Source organism: Streptomyces sp. NBC_01551 (assembly GCF_026339935.1).
Lineage (GTDB): Bacteria > Actinomycetota > Actinomycetes > Streptomycetales > Streptomycetaceae > Streptomyces.
Genome location: NZ_JAPEPX010000001.1, coordinates 4,770,934 through 4,791,019, shown reverse-complemented (window position 1 = coordinate 4,791,019; position 20,086 = coordinate 4,770,934). Strand labels below are relative to the sequence as shown.

The 20,086-nt window shown below is 71.2% G+C and carries 15 protein-coding genes; 5 read left to right on the top strand and 10 right to left on the bottom strand.

The features are described 5' to 3' along the window. Positions 1-18: 18 nt before the first annotated feature. Positions 19-573 carry a GNAT family N-acetyltransferase gene (locus OG982_RS21800; protein ID WP_266784204.1) on the bottom strand — a complete coding sequence of 185 codons (555 nt, stop codon included), beginning with the start codon at positions 571-573 and terminating at the stop codon, positions 19-21. Between the two features lie 425 nt (positions 574-998). Here OG982_RS21800 and OG982_RS21795 point away from each other — a divergent pair, with 425 nt between their 5' ends. After that, complete coding sequence (locus OG982_RS21795; protein ID WP_266784206.1) at positions 999-1,730, top strand: nitroreductase family protein; 732 nt, start codon at positions 999-1,001, stop codon at positions 1,728-1,730. 84 nt (positions 1,731-1,814) lie between these two features. Here OG982_RS21795 and pruA read toward each other — a convergent pair whose 3' ends face one another. Together pruA and OG982_RS21785 are read right to left on the bottom strand one after the other, a co-directional pair. Beyond that, positions 1,815-3,446 (bottom strand): L-glutamate gamma-semialdehyde dehydrogenase, encoded by a 1,632-nt coding sequence (gene pruA / locus OG982_RS21790; protein WP_266784208.1) that lies wholly within the window; start codon positions 3,444-3,446, stop codon positions 1,815-1,817. Positions 3,447-3,490: 44 nt separating this feature from the next. Continuing rightward, positions 3,491-4,417, bottom strand: coding sequence for a proline dehydrogenase family protein (locus tag OG982_RS21785; protein ID WP_266784210.1), 927 nt, complete (start codon positions 4,415-4,417; stop codon positions 3,491-3,493). A 201-nt stretch (positions 4,418-4,618) separates the two neighbouring features. Between OG982_RS21785 and OG982_RS21780 the strand changes: the two genes are divergently transcribed. Together OG982_RS21780 and OG982_RS21775 are read left to right on the top strand one after the other, a co-directional pair. After that, positions 4,619-5,854, top strand: coding sequence for a CdaR family transcriptional regulator (locus tag OG982_RS21780; protein WP_266784212.1), 1,236 nt, complete (start codon positions 4,619-4,621; stop codon positions 5,852-5,854). A 94-nt stretch (positions 5,855-5,948) separates the two neighbouring features. Continuing rightward, positions 5,949-6,551: a GPP34 family phosphoprotein gene (locus OG982_RS21775; RefSeq protein ID WP_266949124.1), complete on the top strand. Its 603-nt coding sequence runs from the start codon at positions 5,949-5,951 to the stop codon at positions 6,549-6,551. A gap of 296 nt (positions 6,552-6,847) precedes the next feature. Here OG982_RS21775 and OG982_RS21770 read toward each other — a convergent pair whose 3' ends face one another. Next, positions 6,848-7,432: a TetR/AcrR family transcriptional regulator gene (locus OG982_RS21770; protein WP_266949123.1), complete on the bottom strand. Its 585-nt coding sequence runs from the start codon at positions 7,430-7,432 to the stop codon at positions 6,848-6,850. A gap of 89 nt (positions 7,433-7,521) precedes the next feature. On the opposite strand from OG982_RS21770, the gene OG982_RS21765 reads away from it, so the two are divergent. Both OG982_RS21765 and OG982_RS21760 read left to right on the top strand, forming a co-directional pair. Then, positions 7,522-9,111: an MFS transporter gene (locus tag OG982_RS21765; RefSeq protein ID WP_266949122.1), complete on the top strand. Its 1,590-nt coding sequence runs from the start codon at positions 7,522-7,524 to the stop codon at positions 9,109-9,111. 480 nt (positions 9,112-9,591) lie between these two features. Next, the gene (locus OG982_RS21760; RefSeq protein WP_266784220.1) at positions 9,592-9,825 is read left to right on the top strand and encodes a hypothetical protein; all 234 of its coding nucleotides are present in this window, start codon (positions 9,592-9,594) and stop codon (positions 9,823-9,825) included. 425 nt (positions 9,826-10,250) lie between these two features. Here OG982_RS21760 and serA read toward each other — a convergent pair whose 3' ends face one another. The 6 genes from serA to OG982_RS21730 all read right to left on the bottom strand — a co-directional run bounded on the left by serA (position 10,251) and on the right by OG982_RS21730 (position 20,040). Further along, positions 10,251-11,840: a phosphoglycerate dehydrogenase gene (gene serA, locus OG982_RS21755; RefSeq protein ID WP_266784222.1), complete on the bottom strand. Its 1,590-nt coding sequence runs from the start codon at positions 11,838-11,840 to the stop codon at positions 10,251-10,253. A 271-nt stretch (positions 11,841-12,111) separates the two neighbouring features. Further along, positions 12,112-13,113, bottom strand: coding sequence for a ketol-acid reductoisomerase (ilvC, locus tag OG982_RS21750; RefSeq protein WP_266784224.1), 1,002 nt, complete (start codon positions 13,111-13,113; stop codon positions 12,112-12,114). Positions 13,114-13,215: 102 nt separating this feature from the next. Next, on the bottom strand, positions 13,216-13,740 hold the full coding sequence (gene ilvN / locus OG982_RS21745; RefSeq protein ID WP_266784226.1) for an acetolactate synthase small subunit: 525 nt from the start codon (positions 13,738-13,740) through the stop codon (positions 13,216-13,218). A 31-nt stretch (positions 13,741-13,771) separates the two neighbouring features. Continuing rightward, positions 13,772-15,658, bottom strand: coding sequence for an acetolactate synthase large subunit (locus OG982_RS21740; RefSeq protein WP_266784228.1), 1,887 nt, complete (start codon positions 15,656-15,658; stop codon positions 13,772-13,774). A 227-nt stretch (positions 15,659-15,885) separates the two neighbouring features. Further along, complete coding sequence (locus OG982_RS21735) at positions 15,886-18,855, bottom strand: bifunctional diguanylate cyclase/phosphodiesterase (RefSeq protein WP_266791794.1); 2,970 nt, start codon at positions 18,853-18,855, stop codon at positions 15,886-15,888. 237 nt (positions 18,856-19,092) lie between these two features. Continuing rightward, positions 19,093-20,040 carry a 2-hydroxyacid dehydrogenase gene (locus tag OG982_RS21730; RefSeq protein WP_266784230.1) on the bottom strand — a complete coding sequence of 316 codons (948 nt, stop codon included), beginning with the start codon at positions 20,038-20,040 and terminating at the stop codon, positions 19,093-19,095. Positions 20,041-20,086 lie beyond the last annotated feature (46 nt).

Here is a 20,086-nt window from a genome sequence, read left to right as displayed (position 1 = left end):
GGCCCGCCCGGCGGGCGCCTACAGGACGTCCCCGTCGCGCCAGTCGAAGTCCAGCCGCCCGGCCGGGTCCAGCAGGATCCCGCCGGGCGGCGACCACACGAAGGTGGAACCCTCCTCCTCGGCCAGCCGCACGGGCCCCCTCGGCCCCAGCACCCCGATCCGCCCGGGATACGGCTGCCAGCCCCGGCCCGTGTACAGGGCGGCCCCGGCCTCGGACGCCGAGAGCGCGCCCAGCACGTAGGCCCGCCCGATCACCGCCTCCAGCGCGGCCATCACGCGCCCGCCCAGCCCGCACCGCCGCCGGTCGGCCCGTACGGCGACGGCCTCGACGTACCCGGTCCGCAGCGCCCGCCCCCGGTGCAGCACCCGCCGCTGCACCACACTGCCGTGCGCGACCAGCTCCCCGCCCTCGTACGCCAGGGCGTGCATACCGCCGAGGGCGTGCTCGAAGTCCTCGTCCCCGAAGTCCCCGTCGAAGGCGGTGTCCAGCAGCGTCCGGACCTCCCGCAGCTCACCGTCACCGAGCTCCGAGGTGTGCCGTACGAAAATCCCCGCACCCGCGTCCGTCTCCATCCGGGGACCGTATCAAGGGGGTGCGGGGCCCAGGAAAGGCCGGAAACCAGCGGGTTCTCCGGAAGGCGGACAGCCCGGTACGCACGCGCGACGAGGAGCGCCCGCGGCCCGGCCGGCCCCTCGGGCCGGATCGTCCGGTCCGCTCGGGTCGCGTCGGCCTCGCGCAGGTCCGCCAAGGTCCGTACGCCGTGCACGACGCGTGTGGTCCAGTCGCACACCCCGGGCCCGGCCGGTGCCGGGAGTCGCCGGGGCGGGGCCGGGCAACGCTCCCCCCCGCGCCCCAGGACGCCCATCCGTGACAGGCGCCTCACGCAAGGAATCGACCGGCGGCCGCCATACCCATAGCCCCCCTGTCAGTACACAACGGACAGTGGCTCATGACGCCGCCCTGGCGGTGGTCGGCTGCGCGGCGTGAAGATCTGTCCATGTCGCCTGACACCACACCCGGGGCCACGCCCGAGACCGAGCGCGAGCGCTGGACCCCCACCCACGGTGAGCCCTACCGCCCCACCCCGTACCGCCCCGAGCGGATGCCGAGCCGGGAATCCCTCGCGCGTTCCGCCGAGTTGCGGGCCCGTATGGACGAGCGCCGCACGGTGCGGCACTTCTCCCCCGACCCCGTCCCCGAGCAGGTCGTCAAGGACGCCATCGCCTGCGCCGCGACCGCGCCGTCCGGGGCGCACCAGCAGCCGTGGACCTTCGTCCTGGTCAAGGACCCGGCCGTCCGGCAGCAGATCCGCGCCGCTGCCGAGCAGGAGGAGCAGCTCTCCTACGACGGCCGCCTCGGCGACGAATGGCTCGCCGCGCTGCGCCCCATCGGCACCGACGCCGTCAAGACCCACCTCACCGACGCCCCGGCGCTGATCGTGGTCTTCCAGCAGCGCTACTGGCTCGGCCCGGACGGCACCAAGCGCAAGCACTACTACGTCGACGAGTCGGTCGGCATCGCGGTCGGCATGCTGCTCTGCGCCCTCCACCTCAGCGGCCTGGCCGCCCTGATCCACACCCCGAGCCCGATGCGCTTCCTGGCCCACGTCCTGGAACGCCCGGAGAACGAGAAGGCCTTCGCGGTCATCCCGGTCGGCTACCCCGCCGACGACTGCGAGGTCCCGGACCTCCTGCGCAAGTCCTTGGACCAGGTCATCGTCGAGGTCTGAGGCGCCGCGGGCCCGGAACTGGAACCGCCCCCGCTCCGGGCTTGGGGGTACCGGAGCGGGGGCGGGGTTCAGCGGTGGGCCGGATCAGCCCATGTGGGGGTAGCCGTACTCGGTCGGCGGGACCAGGGTCTCCTTGATGGAGCGGGTCGAGGTCCAGCGCAGCAGGTTCGACGCGGCGCCCGCCTTGTCGTTCGTGCCCGAGGCGCGGCCGCCGCCGAAGGGCTGCTGGCCGACGACGGCACCGGTCGACTTGTCGTTGATGTAGAAGTTGCCCGCCGCGAAGCGGAGCTTCTCCATCGTGTCGGCGGCCGCGTAGCGGTCCTGCGCGATGACGGCGCCGGTGAGGGCGTACGCCGAGACGTTCTCCATCTGGGCGAGCATCTCGTCGTACTTGTCGTCCTCGTAGACGTGGATCGCGAGGATCGGGCCGAAGTACTCGGTCGTGAAGACCTCGTTCTCCGGGTCGGTGCACTCGATGACGGTCGGGCGGACGAAGTAGCCCTCCGAGTCGTCGTAGGTGCCACCGGCGACGATGGTGCAGGTCGGGTCGGCCTTGGCGCGGTCGATCGCGGCCTTGTTCTTGGCGAACGAGCGCTCGTCGATGACGGCGCCGATGAAGTTCGTCAGGTCTCGGACGTCACCCATCGTGATGCCGTCGACCTCGGCCGCGAAGGCCTCCTTGAAGCCGTCGTTCCAGATCGAGGCCGGGACGTAGGCGCGCGAGGACGCCGAGCACTTCTGGCCCTGGAACTCGAAGGAGCCGCGGGTCAGGGCGGTCTTCAGGATGCCGCGGTCGGCGCTCGGGTGGGCGACGACGAAGTCCTTGCCGCCGGTCTCGCCGACCAGACGCGGGTAGGAGCGGTACTTCTCGATGTTGTTGCCGACCGTCTTCCACAGGTACTGGAAGGTCTTGGTCGAGCCGGTGAAGTGGATGCCGGCCAGCTCGGGGTGGTTCAGGGCCACCTCGGAGACGGCGATGCCGTCGCCGGTCACCAGGTTGATGACGCCCTTGGGCAGACCGGCCGCCTCCAGGAGCTCCATCAGCAGGACCGCGGAGTGCGTCTGCGTCGGGGACGGCTTCCACACGACCACGTTGCCCATCAGGGCCGGGGCGGTCGGCAGGTTGCCGGCGATGGCCGTGAAGTTGAACGGCGTGATCGCGTAGACGAAGCCCTCCAGGGGGCGGTGGTCGCTGCGGTTCCACACGCCGGCGCTGTTCGCGGCGGGCTGCTCGGCCAGGATCTGGCGGGCGAAGTGGACGTTGAAGCGCCAGAAGTCGACGAGCTCGCACGGGGTGTCGATCTCGGCCTGCTGCGCGGTCTTCGACTGGCCCAGCATCGTGGAGGCGGCCAGCTTCTCGCGCCAGGGGCCGGCCAGCAGCTCGGCGGCGCGCAGGATGATCGCGGCGCGGTCGTCGAACGACATCGCGCGCCACGCCGGGGCGGCGGCCAGGGCCGCGTCGACGGCTTCCTGCGCGTCGGCCTCGGTGGCGTTGGCGTAGGTGCCGATGACGGACTTGTGGTCGTGGGGCTGGACCACGTCGAAGCGCTCACCGCCACCCATGCGCTTGACGCCGTCGATCGTCATGGGAAGTTCGAGGGGGTTCTCGGACAGCTGCTTGAGCTGCTCTTCGAGACGCACGCGCTCCGCGCTGCCGGGGGCGTACGAGTGGACCGGCTCGTTGACCGGCGCGGGGACCTGGGTCACAGCATCCATGGGTCTGGTAACTCCTTGACCTTGTTTCTAGAGGTTCTAGAGACCTAGTTCTTGGTGATCATCGAGCGGACGAAGAAGAGCAGGTTGGCCGGCTTCTCCGCGAGGCGGCGCATGAAGTAGCCGTACCAGTCGGTCCCGTACGCGGTGTAGACACGCATCCGGTGGCCCTCGGCGGCGAGCCGCAGGTGCTCCTCGCTGCGGATCCCGTACAGCATCTGGAACTCGTACTCGTCCAGTTTGCGCCCGGCCTGGCGGGCGAGCTCCTGGCCGATGGCGATGAGCCGCGGGTCGTGGGACCCGATCATCGGGTAGCCCTCGCCCTCCATGAGGATCTTCAGGATGCGGACGTACGCCTTGTCGATCTCGCCCTTGTCCAGGTACGCGACCTCGGCGGGCTCCTTGTAGGCGCCCTTCACGATCCGGACGCGGCTGCCGGCGGCGGCCAGGCGGCGGGCGTCGGCCTCGGTGCGGAAGAGGTACGCCTGGATCACGCAGCCCGTCTGCGGGAAGTCCCGGCGCAGCTCTTCGTGGATGGCGAACATCGAGTCGAGGGTGGTGTGGTCCTCGGCGTCCAGGGTGACGGTGGTGCCGATGGCGGCGGCGGCCTCGACGACCGGACGGACGTTGGCGAGCGCGAGCTCGTGGCCGCCCTCCAGCGCCTGGCCGAACATCGACAGCTTGACCGACATCTCGGCCTTCTCGCCGAGGCCCAGCTCCGCGAGGCGCGCGATGAGCTCCAGGTAGGCGTCGCGGGCGGCGTGCGACTGCTCCACGGTCGTGATGTCCTCGCCGACGACGTCGAGGGTGACCTCAAGGCCCTTGCGGGTGAGGTCCTCGACGATCGGGATGACCTGGTCGACCGTCTCACCGGGGATGAACCGGTTCACCACGGGCTTGGTCACCGGGGCGGCAGAGACGATTCGGCGCATCTTGTCGCTGCGCGAGGCGGCGAGGATCGCGGGACCCAGCACGGGGCACCTCCAACGGGTGGCAGAAGCAGTCATACGGTCCGCCGCGGGGGGTGGGCTGCGGCCGTAAGGAAAACGCAAGTAAAACCACCGTGAAACCTAAGGATCGCGTCGATCCTCTGCCATCGACAGCTGTCACGCATCCGTGGCCGCGATCTCATACATCTGTCTGAAGACCCGCTTGCGGGGTGGGAGAATGTCCGGATGAAGGGCGATTACCAGGACCTGGTGGACGAGATTTCGGCGCTGCTCGGGGCTCCCGCGACGCTGGAGAACCGGGACTTCCGGCTGATCGCCTTCGGCGCGCACGACAGCGACGACGATCTCGCGATGGACCCCGTGCGCACCCGCTCGATCCTGACCCGCCAGTCGACGGCGGCCGTGCGCTCCTGGTTCGAGGGCTTCGGCATCGCCCGCGCGACCGGCCCGGTGCGGATCCCGGCGGCGCCGGACGCGGGGGTCTTCCGGGGGCGGATCTGCCTGCCGGTGCGCTACCGGGGCATCGTCCAGGGCTACGTGTGGCTCCTCGACCAGGATCCCGGCCCCGGCCCGGCGGCCCTGGAGGCGGCCATGGAGGTGGCCCAGCGGATCGGGGTCCTGCTCGCCGAGGAGGCGAAGGCGGGCGCGGACCTGTCGCGGGAGTTCCTGGCGGTGCTCACGGCCGGGCGGGGCTGGCAGCAGGACATGGCGGTGGCGGCGCTGCGGGTGGCCCTGGGGCCGGGAGCCGACGGGCTGCACGCGACGGTGTGCGTAGCGCCGTGGGCCGGGGAGGCGCCGGCGTCGGTACCCGGGGCGGCGGCGATGTGCCTGGTGCCGTGGCGGGGGCGCGAGGACGGCGGGTCGGGCGGCTCGGGGGGCTCTGGCGGGGTCCCGGGCGGCGCCGCCGAGCAGGCTCTCGCGGTGCTGGTCCGGCTCCGCTCGGCGGACGTGCCGACCCCGGCCGTGACCCTGGCGACCCGGCTGCTCCAGCCGGCGGGGCCGTCCGGAGCGGCGGCCAACGGGGAGCGGCACCCGCAGGCCGCGGGGCCGACGGCCGGGATCGGGGAACCGCGCCGGGGTCTGGCGACCCTCGCCGACGCCTGGGCCGAGGCCTCGGCCGGCGCCCGCGCGGCGGCGGCCCAGCCCCGGCTCGGCCCGGTCGCGCAGTGGTCGGCGATCGGCCCGTACCGGATGCTGGCCACCCTGGCGGCGGACCCGGTGGACGAGCCCGCGACCCGGGCCCTGCTCGCCCCCGCGCACCGGGAACTGGCGCGCACCGCCGAGGTGTTCCTCGACTCCGCGGGCCAGGCGGGCCGCGCGGCGGCGGCTCTGGGAATCCACCGCCAGACCCTGTACTACCGGCTGGCCCGCGTCGAGCAGCTGACCGGCCTCGACCTGGACGAGGGCGAGGACCGGCTGTTGCTCCACATGGCCCTCAAGTCGGCGCGCCTGCACAGCTGATGCGGGCGCCTTCGGCATTCGGGGTGCGCGATCGGGCGGGAGCTGATCTGCTGGTGCCCGGGGGCCGCGCCGGCGCCTCCGACGGGGAGCCTTCATGACCACACCGCAGGACCTGATGATCATCGCGCTGGACGTGGCGCCCGACCGCCCGGTGGGGCGGGGCGATCTCGCCCTCGCGCTGGCGGGGGCTGAGCTGATCGACCTCCTGGCCGCGGAGGCGGCCAGCCTGGCCGACGACCGGATCGTGCCGGGCCACCCGCCGCCGCTCGCCGACCCGCTCCTGAGCGAGGCCGCGTCGTCGCTGGTCCGGGAAGCGCCGTACGAGTCGGTCGGGGACTGGCTCTGGCGCCGGGGCCGCGATCTGCCGGCGACGTACCTGGCCGCCCTGGAGTCCGACGGCCGGCTCGCGCGCCAGGGCCGCCGGGGGGTGCCGTTCCGCACCACCCGGATGGCGCTGGCCGATTCACCCGACCGGCGCCGGGCGGCGGACCGCTGGACCGCGGGGGAGCCCGTCCTGACCTCCCTCGCGACGGCCATCGGCATCGCCCCCGAGGACCCGGCGGCGACGGCCCCCGACGACGACACGGCCACCACCGTCCTGGCCGCGGTCAACGACGCCCTCCTTGAACTGGAGTCGGTCCGCCAACGCCGCACCATCGAGGACGCGGCCTTCGACAACATCTGGCGCGGCAACTGACCCAACCACCCCCGGCCCGCCCCACCCCCACCGCCACGTGGGGCACGGCGTCGTCCACCCCACCCCCACCGTCACCGGAGGCACGGGACCCGCACCCAGCCCGCCGGCACTTAAGGCTCGGGGTCGTCCATCCCTTGCCCCGCCGCCACGTGAGGCACGGCGTCGTCCACCCCACGCCCACCGTCACTTGAGGCACGGCGTCCACCCCCAGCCCCGCCGGCGTTTGAGGCGCGGGGTCTGGGGCGGAGCCCCAGGGGGCCCGGCGCAGCCGGGGCCCGGCGGGGTCGTCGGCGGGGTCAGGCCGGGGTGGGCCCCGTCATGCCCTCGGCCGCCTGCCGCATGCCGTCCGTGAGTTCCTCGGCGGTCGCGGCCGACTCCGGGTCGAACAGCCACTGCATCATCAGCCCGTTCAGCAACGCCTGGTAGAACGCCCCGAGCGTGCGCTCCTCCCGCTCCGTGATGCCCTCCTCCGGCCGCCCGGTGAACATCGCGATCAGCCCCCGCCGCCCCTCCCCCTGCGACGCCGCCAGCATCGTCCGCAGCTCCGGCAGCCGGTCCCCGCTCAGCGCCACCTCCATGCTCGCCGCCCAGACCGGCCCGGCCCCGGCCGCGTGCTGGGACAGCACGCCGTCCCAGACCTGGCGGAACCGTTCCAGCGAGCCGCCCTCACCGTCGATGCCGGTCTTGAAGACCTCGCCCCATTCCTCCATGAGCTCGGTGAAGGCCTGCGTGAGCAGGGCGTCCTTCGAGCCGTAGTGGTAGCCGATGGACGCAAGGTTGGCGCCCGAGGCCTTGACGATGTCGCGCGCGGTCGTGCGCACGAACCCCTTCTCGACCAGGCACTTCTTCGCGCCTTCGAGCAGATCTTCTCGGTGTCCCATGCCCGCAGCCTAGCAAGACAAGCGTCACAGACGCACGTTCTATACATGCGTACTAGACAGATGTTTATGACGCTTGTACATTCCTGTCCATGACGAACCCCGCGAGCCCCGCGAACTCCGCGAAACCCGAGAACCCCGAGAACCCCGAGAACCCCGCCGCCCGCCTGGCCGGCCGCCGGGAATGGACGGCCTTCACCGTCCTCCTGCTGCCCCTGCTCCTGGTCTCGATGGACGTCTCCGTCCTCTACTTCGCCATCCCCGCCATCACCCGGGAGCTCGACCCCAGCGCCACCCAGCAGCTCTGGATCTTCGACAGCTACGCCTTCGCCCTCTCCGGCCTGCTGATCACGATGGGCTCCCTCGGCGACCGCATCGGCCGCCGCAAGCTGCTGCTGGCCGGCGCCGCCGCCTTCGGGCTCGCCTCCGTCGCCGCCGGGTACGCCACCAGCGCCGAGATGCTGATCGCGGCCCGCGTCCTGCTCGGCATCGGCGGCGCGACCCTGATGCCCTCCACGCTCGCCCTGGTCCGCAACCTCTTCCAGGACGCCAAGCAGCGCGGCCAGGCCATCGCCATCTGGTCCGGCGCCATGACCGGCGGCATCGCCCTCGGCTCGGTCATGAGCGGAGTGATGCTCAACCACTTCTGGTGGGGTTCCGTCTTCCTGATCAACGTCCCCGCGATGCTGCTCCTGCTCGTCCTGGTCCCGGTCCTGGTCCCGGAGTTCAAGGACCCGGCCCCCGGCCGCTTCGACCTGCTGAGCGTGCCGCTCTCCATGGCCGCCGTCCTGCCGGTCGTCTACGGGCTCAAGGAGATCGCCGCCGAGGGCTTCGAGCCGCTCTACCTCGGCTGCCTCGCCGTCGGCCTCGCCTTCGGGTACGTCTTCGTCCGCCGCCAGCGCACCCGTGAGGACGCCATGGTCAGCCGGGACCTGTTCCGGGGCCGCGGTTTCGGTTCGGGCATCGCGCTGAACACCGTCGCCGCCTTCGCCATGATGGGCTCGGCCTACTTCACCACCCAGTACCTGCAGTCGGTGCTCGGCATGGGCACCCTGGAGGCCGCCCTGTGGAGCCTTGCCCCCTCCGTCGTGATCGGCGCCTCGGCCCCCGTCAGCGCGGCTCTGGCCCAGAAGGTCGACCGCGCCTACGTCATCGCCGGCGGTTTCGCCCTCGCCGCCGCCGGGTTCGGCCTGATCGGCCTGGTCGGTACGGATTCCCTCTGGCTGCTGCTGACCGGCGCGGGCGTGCTCGCCTCCGGCATCGTCACCGTGATGTCCCTGGTCGGTGACATGGCACTGGGCTCGGCGCCCGCCGAGAAGGCCGGCTCGGCCGCCTCCCTGCTGGAGACGGGCCAGGAGTTCGGCGGCGCCCTCGGCATGGCGCTGCTCGGCAGCCTCGGCACCGCGGTCTACCGCGGCGACCTGGCGGACCAGGAGCCCGCCGTGCGGGAAACCCTGGGCGGCGCGGTGGCCACCGCCCGGGGGCTCGGCGGCGAGGCGGGCGAGCGGGTGCTGACCCTGGCCCGCGAGGCCTTCGTCCACGGCATGCAGTACGCGGCCTGGGGTGGAACGGTCCTGCTGCTCGGGGCGGCGCTGCTCGCCGCGGCCCTGATACGGGGTGCCGGGGACCCGGCTCCGCTCGCGGAGGAACCCGCCGACGCCCGGGCGACCCTGGCCGGCTGATCGACGTAGGGCATGAGAAGACGAAAGGGCCCGGGCTGCTTGAGTTCTAGTGGTCGTCGCAACACCCCAGCTCAGGGGATGTGATGGACTTCGAGGTTCGGGCGGATCGACGGCCACTGGGACGCAAGAAGTTGAGCCGCGAGCGGGACACATACCTTCTGCTCGTGGATCAGGGAACGTCTCACCTGGACGCCTGCGGGATCGTTGGCATCAACGACCGGACAGGCAGGCGATGGCGTAACGGCCGGCAGGCGTCCGGGAAGAACAAGGCGGCACCGCCTCTCGTGGAAACGGGGCCGTGGCGGTACACCGAGGCCCCAGAGCCGGCGGCCGCCCAGGAGCCCGAGGCACCGACCCCGCACCCGCACCCGCACCCGACAACACTGTCACCCGAATGGCCCAACATGACGTGCCACCCCCATGGGTGAAGATCAAGCTGGCTAGTGCCCCAACCGAGGCAATCTGTGAAAGGCGAACCAAATGCGCATTCGACGAATCCTCGCGGCAGTCTTCGCCGCGGCAGCCCTCGCCGGACTCGGCCTCACAGGCGCCGCCACCGCCGCCACCGCCACCGCCACCGCCACCGCCACCAGCGTCACCCCGGCCAGCGTCACCCCGGGTGAGTGCACGGACAACGGCGGAACGATCGATCGGTCGACGCCCGTGCTCCCGACCTGCAGGGGCGGTATGTACGACGGGCAGACGGTCGACTAAACCCCCTAGGCCCGTTGCGAAAGTGGATCGTCGCCCCGCAGCCACGCGTTGCGGGGCGACTCCCTCGCGAGCGTTCTCCCTCGGCTGACGGCCCAACGTACCTAGGAGGCGTGACGATCGCACACGGGCCAGATGAGGTCGGCGGGAGCTGCTTTGGGCTGGAGCTGCCATGGGGCGAGAGACAGGGGCCCGTACGCTGGTCGCGAATCCGGCAGTCTCTAGGGCAGCAGCCCGTCCGGCCACACCCGGGACCACCTCGACGCAGTCGCTGCCGAACTCAACAGCCGCCCACGCAAGACGCTCGGCCGGGAAACCCCAGCCGAGCGCCTGTCTAAACTGCTCGCCACCACACGTCGGTGATCACGTGTTGCAACGACCCCTGGAATTCGCCCTGTACCCCGGGCCCTTCGCCGTACTTCCCTCCGTCAGCCGAGGCTGACGCTGCGCGCCGAGACGGCGCCGATCTCGGCGGCGATGTCCGCGAGGACGCCCACCGGGACCTCGGCGTCGACGGTGAGGACGCCGAGCGCCTCGCCGCCCTCCTCGGCGCGGGCGACCTGCATGCCCGCGATGTTCAGGCCGGCCTCGCCGAGGATGCGGCCGACGGTGCCGACGACGCCCGGGCGGTCGGCGTAGCGCAGGACGATCATCTGCTCGGCGAGCGCCAGGTCGAGGTCGTACTCGCCGATGCCCACGATCTTCTGAAGGTGCTTCGGGCCCGCGAGCGTGCCGGAGACCGACACCTCCTGGCCGTCCGACAGGGTGCCGCGGACGGTCACCACGTTGCGGTGGTCCGGGGACTCCGAGCTGGTCGTCAGGCGGACCTCGACGCCGCGCTCCTGCGCGAACAGCGGGGCGTTGACGTAGGAGACCGTCTCGTCGACGACGTCCTCGAAGACGCCCTTGAGCGCGGAGAGTTCGAGCACCTTGACGTCGTGCTGGGTGATCTCGCCGCAGACCTCGACGTCGAGGCGGACCGCGACCTCGCCCGCGAGGGCGGTGAAGATGCGACCGAGCTTCTCGGCGAGCGGCAGGCCGGGACGGACGTCCTCGGCGATGACGCCGCCCTGGACGTTGACCGCGTCGGGCACGAGCTCACCGGCGAGCGCGAGGCGCACCGACTTGGCGACCGAGACACCGGCCTTCTCCTGGGCCTCGTCCGTGGACGCGCCGAGGTGCGGGGTGCAGACGACCTGGTCGAGCTCGAAGAGCGGGGAGTCCGTGCAGGGCTCCTTCGCGTACACGTCGAGACCGGCGCCGGCGACGCGGCCCTCCTTGATGGCCGTGTACAGCGCGGCCTCGTCCACGATCCCGCCGCGGGCGGCGTTGACGATGCGGACGGACGGCTTCACCTTGTGCAGGGCCTCGTCCCCGATGAGACCGAGGGTCTCGGGGGTCTTGGGCAGGTGCACCGTGATGAAGTCGGCGACCTCCAGCAGTTCGTCCAGCGTCAGCATCTTGACGCCCATCTGGGCGGCGCGCGCGGGCTGTACGTAGGGGTCGTACGCGACGACCTTCATGCCGAAGGCCGACATGCGCTGGGCGACCAGGACGCCGATGCGGCCGAGGCCGACGACGCCGAGGGTCTTCTCGCTGAGCTCGACACCCGTGTACTTGTTCCGCTTCCACTCGCCGTTCTTCAGGGCGGTGTTGGCCTGCGGGATGTTGCGGGCGGTGGCGACGAGCAGGCCGCAGGCGAGCTCGGCGGCGGTGACGATGTTGGAGGTCGGGGCGTTCACGACCATCACGCCGGCCTTGGTGGCGGACGAGACGTCGACGTTATCGAGACCGACACCGGCGCGGGCGACGACCTTCAGCTTCTTGGCGGCGGCGATGGCCTCGGCGTCGACCTTGGTCGCGGAGCGGACCAGGATCGCGTCGACGTCCTCGATCGCGGGGAGCAGCTCGGCGCGGTCGGCGCCGTTGCAGTGCCGGATCTCGAAGTCCGGGCCGAGCGCCTCGACGGTGGCAGGCGACAGCTCTTCGGCGATGAGTACGACAGGTTTCGAGCTCACGTGGGTCATCCTCACAAGTCCAGTGCGGACGGCCGTCCCGACGGCCGCAGGCGGTGGAGGGGGTAGCCGCGTGGAAGACGCACGACACTGTGGGCCTGACGCGTTGTGTTGAGCAGTGTAGTAGCGGATCCCGTGCGGAATTCCGCCTGTCCGGAAGGATCACCCGTCCGGGGTTGGCCAGGGTGGACAAGGCAGTGGTGGGAGCTGTCCGATCCGGCCTGTCATGCGCCGCGGGGCCGGGAGTTCTCGTCCCGGCCCCGCCGCTCACGGATCAGCTCTCGTCGCTGTCGACCCAGCTCATCAGCTTGCGCAGCTTCTTGCCGGTGGTCTCCAGCAGGTGGGCCTCGTCGGCCTTCTTGTACTCGTTGTACTTCGGCAGACCGGCCTTGTACTCGGCCATCCAGGTGTTGGCGAACTCGCCGCTCTGGATCTCCGCGAGGACCTGCTTCATCTCGGCCTTGGTGGCGTCGGTGATGATGCGGGGGCCGGTGATGTAGTCGCCCCACTCGGCGGTCTCGGAGACCGACCAGCGCATCTTCTCCAGGCCGCCCTCGTACATGAGGTCCACGATGAGCTTCAGCTCGTGCAGGCACTCGAAGTACGCGATCTCCGGCTGGTAGCCGGCCTCGGTCAGGGTCTCGAAACCGGCCTTGACCAGCGCGGAGGCGCCACCGCACAGGACGGCCTGCTCACCGAACAGGTCGGTCTCGGTCTCCTCGGTGAAGGTGGTCTTGATGACGCCGGCGCGGGTGCCGCCGATGCCGGCCGCGTACGAGAGCGCGAGCGCGAAGGCGGAGCCGGTGAAGTCCTGCTCGACGGCGGCGATGCAGGGCACGCCGCGGCCTTCCTCGTACTGACGGCGCACCAGGTGGCCCGGGCCCTTCGGGGCGACGAGGGCGACGTCCACGTTGGCCGGGGGCTTGATGAAGCCGTAGCGGACGTTGAAGCCGTGGCCGAAGAAGAGCGCGTCGCCCTCCTGGAGGTGGTCCTTGATGGACTCCTCGTAGATCTCGGCCTGGAGCGGGTCCGGGGTCAGGATCATGATGACGTTCGCCCAGGCCGCGGCCTCGGACACCGAGACGACCTTCAGGCCCTGCTCCTCGGCCTTGGCCTTGGACTTCGAGCCCTCCTTCAGGCCGACGACGACGTCGACGCCGGAGTCACGGAGCGACAGCGCGTGGGCGTGGCCCTGGCTGCCGTAACCGATGACCGCGACCTTGCGGCCCTGGATGATGGACAGGTCGGCGTCGTTCTCGTAGAACAGCTCGGCCACTGGGATATCTCCTTGGTGCGCTGGTGTTGCTCCCACCGTACGGCGGGGAACGGAATCGAAGTTTGCCGGTCTCGCCATGCGAGAGGTGGGACCGGTGGTGGGTCAGGCGCTGCGGTCGAGCGCGCGCAGGCTGCGGTCCGTGATGGACCGGCCGCCACGCCCTATGGCGATCGTGCCGGACTGCACGAGCTCCTTGATGCCGAAGGGCTCCAGCATCTTGAGCATGGCGCCGAGCTTGTCGGCGCCGCCGGTGGCCTCGATGGTGACGGCCTCCGGGGAGACGTCGACCGTCTTGGCGCGGAACAGCTGGACGATCTCGATGACCTGCGAGCGGGTCTCGTTGTCGGCGCGGACCTTCACCAGAACGAGTTCGCGCTCGATCGCGTTGTGCGGCTCCAGCTCGACGATCTTGAGCACGTTGACCAGCTTGTTGAGCTGCTTGGTCACCTGCTCCAGCGGGAGGTCCTCGACGTTCACGACGATGGTGATGCGCGAGATGTCGGGGTGCTCGGTGACGCCGACCGCGAGGGAGTCGATGTTGAACCCGCGGCGGGAGAACAGCGCGGCGATCCGGGCGAGGATGCCGGGCGTGTTCTCGACCAGGACGGAGAGCGTGTGCTTGGACATGTGGGGCGTTCTCTCTCTCGGCTCTCTCGGCTCAGTCGTCTTCGTTGTCGCCGAAGTCGGGACGGACGCCCCGGGCTGCCATGACCTCGTCGTTGGAGGTGCCGGCGGCGACCATCGGCCACACCATGGCGTCCTCGTGGACGATGAAGTCGACGACCACCGTACGGTCGTTGATGGCGTTGGCCTCGGCGATGACCTTGTCCAGGTCGGCCGGGTCCTCGCAGCGCAGGGCCACGCAGCCCATCGCCTCGGACAGCTTGACGAAGTCAGGGACGCGGGTGCCCTTGCGGGGGGCGACGGACTCGCCGAGCTGGGAGCCGACGGTGTCGTGGCCGGTCTCGTCCGCGTGCAGCACGGTGTTGGAGTACCGCTGGTTGTAGAACAGGGTCTGCCACTGGCGGACCATGCCCAGCGCACCGTTGTTGATGATCGCGACCTTGATCGGGATGTTGTTCAGCGCGCAGGTGACGAGTTCCTGATTGGTCATCTGGAAGCAGCCGTCGCCGTCGATCGCCCAGACCGTGCGGTCCGGCTGGCCGACCTTGGCGCCCATCGCGGCGGGGACCGCGTAGCCCATGGTTCCGGCGCCGCCGGAGTTCAGCCAGGTGCGGGGCTCCTCGTAGTTGACGAAGTGCGAGGCCCACATCTGGTGCTGGCCGACGCCGGCCGCGTAGATGGTGCCCTGCGGCGCCAGCTGCCCGATGCGCTCGATGACCTGCTGGGGCGACAGCATGCCGTCGTCGGGCAGGTCGTAGCCCAGCGGGTAGGTGTCGCGCCAGCGGTTGAGGTCGTTCCACCAGGCGGTGTAGTCGCCGGCGTGGCCCTCGGTGTGCTCCGCCTGGACGGCCTGGATCAGGTCGGCGATGACCTCGCGGGCGTCGCCGACGATCGGGACGTCGACCGCGCGGTTCTTGCCGATCTCGGCGGGGTCGATGTCCGCGTGGATGATCTTGGCGAACGGGGCGAAGCTGTCGAGCTTGCCGGTGACGCGGTCATCGAAGCGGGTGCCGAGCGCGATCAGCAGGTCGGACTTCTGCAGGGCGGTGACGGCGGTGACCGCGCCGTGCATGCCCGGCATGCCCACGTGCAGCGGGTGGCTGTCGGGGAACGAGCCGAGCGCCATCAGGGTGGTGGTGACCGGGACGCCGGTCAGCTCGGCGAGGACCTTCAGCTCGGCGGTCGCGCCGGACTTCATGACGCCGCCGCCGACGTACAGGACCGGGCGCTTGGCCTGGCAGATGAGCTTGGCGGCCTCGCGGATCTGCTTGGCGTGCGGCTTGGTGACCGGGCGGTAACCGGGGAGGTCCTGGGACGGGGGCCAGCTGAAGGTGGTCTTCGCCTGGAGGGCGTCCTTGGCGATGTCGACCAGGACCGGGCCGGGGCGGCCGGTGGAGGCGATGTGGAACGCCTCGGCGATCGTGCGCGGGATGTCCTCGGCCTTGGTGACCAGGAAGTTGTGCTTGGTGATCGGCATCGTGATGCCGACGATGTCCGCCTCCTGGAAGGCGTCGGTGCCGATCGCCTTGGAGGAGACCTGGCCGGTGATCGCGACGAGCGGGACGGAGTCCATGTGGGCGTCGGCGATCGGGGTGACCAGGTTGGTGGCGCCGGGGCCGGAGGTGGCCATACAGACGCCGACCCTGCCCGTCGCCTGGGCGTATCCGGTGGCCGCGTGGCCGGCACCCTGCTCGTGGCGGACCAGGATGTGACGGACCTTCTTGCTGTCCATCATCGGGTCGTACGCGGGGAGGATGGCGCCGCCCGGAATGCCGAAGACGGTGTCGCACCCCACCTCTTCGAGAGAGCGGATGAGGGACTGCGCACCCGTGACGTGCTCAACTGCGGTGGACTGCTGTCCGCCGGAACGGGGCCGCGGCTGCGGATGGTGGGCCCCGGTGGCCTGCTCGGTCATCGGCATTCTCTTCTCGAAGCTGAGGGTGTGAAGCTGAGGGTTCTGCGCGTTCTGCGAGGTTTCTGCGGTGTGCCAGTGCAACAAAAAACCCCTCGTGCCAGGAGGCAAGCGAGGGGAGCGCGTCGGTGTTGTGGAGCGGGGACATGCAGGTCCCAGCCTCAGCCGACGCGCTTTCCAAGTACGAGAATTCGGGTGCGCATGGCACTGACCCTCCCTCCGGCGGGAGGTGGATGTCAAGTGGGTGGGACGGGCGTCTCATTATGTGAGCCTCTGTGGATGGCCATCGATCCCCCGGGAGAACCACCGGCCAAGGCGGGTTGGGCCGCCCCGCCCGGTACTGGGAACGTACCCCTCACGAGCGCGCGGCGCAGCCTGTACTCGTCGAGAGGTCCGGAGAAGGCCAGACCCTGTCCATGGGTGCACCCCATCGCCCGCAGGGCCATCACCTGTTCGGGGAGATCCACCCCGTCGGCCACCGACTGCATGCCGAGGTCGTTTGCGATCCGCAACAATCCGGCGGTGATCTTGTGGAGGCGGGCGGATTCGACCACGCCTTCGACCAGGCCCCGGTCCAGCTTGAGGATGTCCACCGGGAGCCTGCGCAGGGCGCTGATGGCCGCGTAGCCGCTGCCGAAGCCGTCCAGGGCGATCAGTACGCCGAGCCTGCGCAAGGCCGCCAGGCGGCGCTCCAGCTCGTCGAAGGGCACTCTGGGGTCGCTGTCCGCCAGCTCGATCACCAGGGCCCCCGACGGCAGCCCGTGCCGGCCCAGCAGGGCCTCCACCGAGGCCGTCGGCACGGCGCGGTCCAGCAGCCGCTGGGCGGTCATCCGGACGGCCACCGGGACGTCGTGCCCGGCCCGGTGCCGCTCGGCGGCATGACCCACGGCCTCGTCCAGCATCCAGCGCGCCAGCTCGGCGGCGCGCGTGGCGTCCGGTCCCGCGCCGGCCGCCCCGGCCGGGCCGCCCATGCCGCCCGGGCCGCCGGGTTCGCGCCCCGCGCCCGAGGGGCCCTCGCTGTATTCGGCCACCCGGAGGAACTCCGCCGGGGTGAACAAGATCCCCTGCGCCGAGCGCCAGCGGGCCTGCGCGGCCACCGCCGTCACCTGGCCGGTGGCCAGGGAGACAACGGGCTGGTGCAGCAGGGCGAATTCCCCCTCGTGCAGCGCGGTGCGCAGCCGCCCCGCCAGCTCGGCCTTGCGCACGACCTCGGCCTGCATCTGCGGCGCGTACAGCTCGACGCGATCCTTGCCGCCCGCCTTGGCCCGGTACATCGCGAGGTCCGCGTTGCGCATCAGGTCCGAAGGGGTGATGCCGGGGTCGGCGAAGGCCACGCCGATGCTGGCGGCGACCCGTACTTCACTGCCCGCGATCCGGTACGGCTGGGAGAGGGTGGTACGCAGCCGGTCGGCGATCTCGTGGACCTGGTACTCGCGCGCGCTGCGGTCGCGGCTGCCGTCGCCCAGGATCAGCGCGGCGAACTCGTCCCCGCCGAGGCGGGCGGCGGTGTCCCCGGCCCGGACCGAGTCCTGGAGGCGGCGGGCGGCCTCGACGAGCAGCTCGTCGCCCGCCTGGTGGCCGATGCTGTCGTTGACCGCCTTGAACCCGTCGAGGTCGATGAAGAGGACCGCGGTGCTGTGGTCGCCGGCCCGGCGGCCGGTCAGGGCCTGGCGGACGCGGCGGGTGAACAGGGCCCGGTTGGGCAGGTCCGTCAGCGGATCGTGCTCGGCGCTGTGCTGGAGCTGTGCCTGGAGGCGGACGCGTTCGGTGACGTCCCGGCTGTTGAGGATGAGGCCGCCCTGGTGGCGGTTGACCGTGGACTCCACGTTCAACCACTCGCCGCCGCCCGACTTGAACCGGCACTCGATGCGGGTGGTCGGCTCCTCGGTGGGCGGCGCGGCGAGGAACCGGCGCACCTCGTGCACCACGCGGCCGAGGTCGTCCGGGTGGATCAGGGTGGCGAGCTCGGTGCCGACCAGCTCCTCCGCCTCGCGGCCGTAGACCCCGGCGGCGGCGGGGCTGACGTAGCGCAGGGTTCCGGTGGGCGCGGCGATCATGATGACGTCGCTGGAGCCCTGGACCAGGGAGCGGAAGTGGTTCTCCTTCTGGGCCAGTTCCTGGGTCAGCGCGATGTTGTCGAGCAGCATGATGCCCTGCCGGATGACGAGGGCGAGCACCACGGTGCACCCCGTGAAGACGACCATCCGGTCGACCTTCCGGCCGTCGACGACGTTGTAGAGGATCCCGAGGGTGCAGACGGCGGCCGCGAGGTACGGGGTGAGGGCGGGCAGCGAGCCGGTGATGGGCCGGCTGTGCGGCCGCTCCGGGTGCGGGTGCGGGGCGGCGGGGGGCAACGGGTGCAGCCGCCGGGCGCCCCACGGCGCGTACGCGAGCAGCAGCGAGCCGGCGAACCAGCCGGCGTCGAGCAGCTGTCCGGACTGGTAGCCGTCGCTGAGCAGCGGCGAGGTGAACAGGGCGTCACTGAGCACGGTCAGGGCCAGCGCCGCGATGGCGGTGTTGACGGCGGAGCGGTTGGCCTCGGAGCGCCGGAAGTGCAGGACCAGGACCATCGAGACGAGCGCGATGTCCAGCAGCGGGTACGCGAGGGAGAGCGCGGCGCTCGGCACGCTGCCGGTGGCGCCGGACTGGGCGGTCCGCGCCGCGTTGGCGAGGGCCAGGCTCCAGGAAAGGGTGAGCAGCGAGCCGCCGATGAGCCAGGAGTCGAGGCCGAGGCACACCCACCCGGCGCGCGTCACCGGGCGTTTGGCGAGGACGAGCAGGCCCACGATGGCGGGCGGTGCGAAGCAGAGGAAGGCGAAGTCGGCGACCGAGGGTTTCGGCACCGGTTCGCCGAGGATCACCTCGTACCAGCCCCAGACCGCGTTGCCGCAGGCTCCCATGAGGGAGGAGAACGCGAAGAGGAGCCAGGCGGGGCGCTCGCGCCGGTCGATGGACCGGGCGTAGGAGTAGCAGGAGACCGCTGCGAGTATCCCCGCCGCGCTGAGTCCGAAGTCGCCCATGATCTCGGCGATTTCTTCCGAGCCCCAGCCGAGGGCGGCTCCGACGGCGTAGCCGCCGCTGATGAGTGCGAGGAGCAGTTGCGCCGCGAGGCCCCGGCCGGTGTTCTCGGCGGGCGGCCGGGTCAGGAGCGCCGCCCGCGGGGCGTTCACCGGCCCCCCTCGCTGGCTTGTTTCGGCGCACTCCATCGTCGCCTGCGGCGGCTCTGCCGCATCGGATCCTTCGCCCATTGGCCGTGCATCGCCCGTCGCCCCCCAAAGTGTCCGATCACTCCCCAGCGCCATACGAACGCGCCGCAGCCCCTTGTTCCGGACGATACACCACTTTCGTCACTCAGGGACATAGGTTCTCTACTCTCCGTGACCACGAAGGGAGTTGTGGACACGGTGCGCACTTGGATGAATGCGGAGCGTGCGCATCATCCGTCACTCCGTGATCAGCACCGTGTTCTCGACGGGCTCGCCGGCGGCGAACCGGGTGAGCTGTCGGGCGATCAGCCGCTTCGCGCGCGGCTCGAAGGCGGTGCTGCTCCCGCCCACGTGCGGCGTGATCAGGACGTTCGGAGCATGCCAGAGCGGGTGCCCGGCGGGCAGCGGTTCCGGGTCGGTGACGTCGAGCGCCGCGCGCAGCCGGCCCGACTCCAGCTCCGCGAGCAGCGCCTTGGTCTCCACGACCGGGCCGCGCGCGACGTTCACCAACAGGGCGCCGTCCTTCATGCGGGCCAGGAACTCCGCGCCCGCCAGGCCCCGGGTGGCCTCGGTCAGCGGCGTGCACAGGATCACCACGTCGGCGTCCGGGAGGAGCCCCGGCAGGTCGGCCAGGGCGTGCACCGGCCCGCGTGCGCCCTCCCGCGCCGTCCGGGCGACGCGGGTGATCCGCTCGCACTCGAAGGGCAGCAGCCGGTCCTCGACGGCCGCGCCGACCGATCCGTAGCCGACGATCAGCACGGACTTGTCGGCGAGCGCCTCGTAGAAGCCGCCGCGCCAGTCCTCGCGGTCTTGGCCGCGGACCATGCCGGGGATGCCGCGCAGCGAGGCGAGGAGCAGGGTGAGGGCGAGCTCGGCGGTGCTTGCGTCGTGGACGCCGCGCGCGTTGCACAGCCGTACGCCGGGACGCAGTTCGCCGAGGCCGCCGAGGACGTGGTCGACGCCGGCGGTCAGTGTCTGGATCACCCGGACGTCGGGCATCGACGCCAGCGGGCGCAGGGTGACCTCGGAGGACTTCATGTACGGGGTGACGTAGAAGACGCAGGGGCCGGGGTCGGCGGGGAACGCGTCCTCACCGTCCCACTGGTGGTAGCGGAAGGTGTCGGGGAGGCCGTCGATCTCGTCGGCGGGGAAGGGGAGCCAGACGTCCCCGGTCGTGGTGGTCATGATCCGGAGGCTATGCCAAGGGATGTGGATCAAGCCGTTAGTTTGT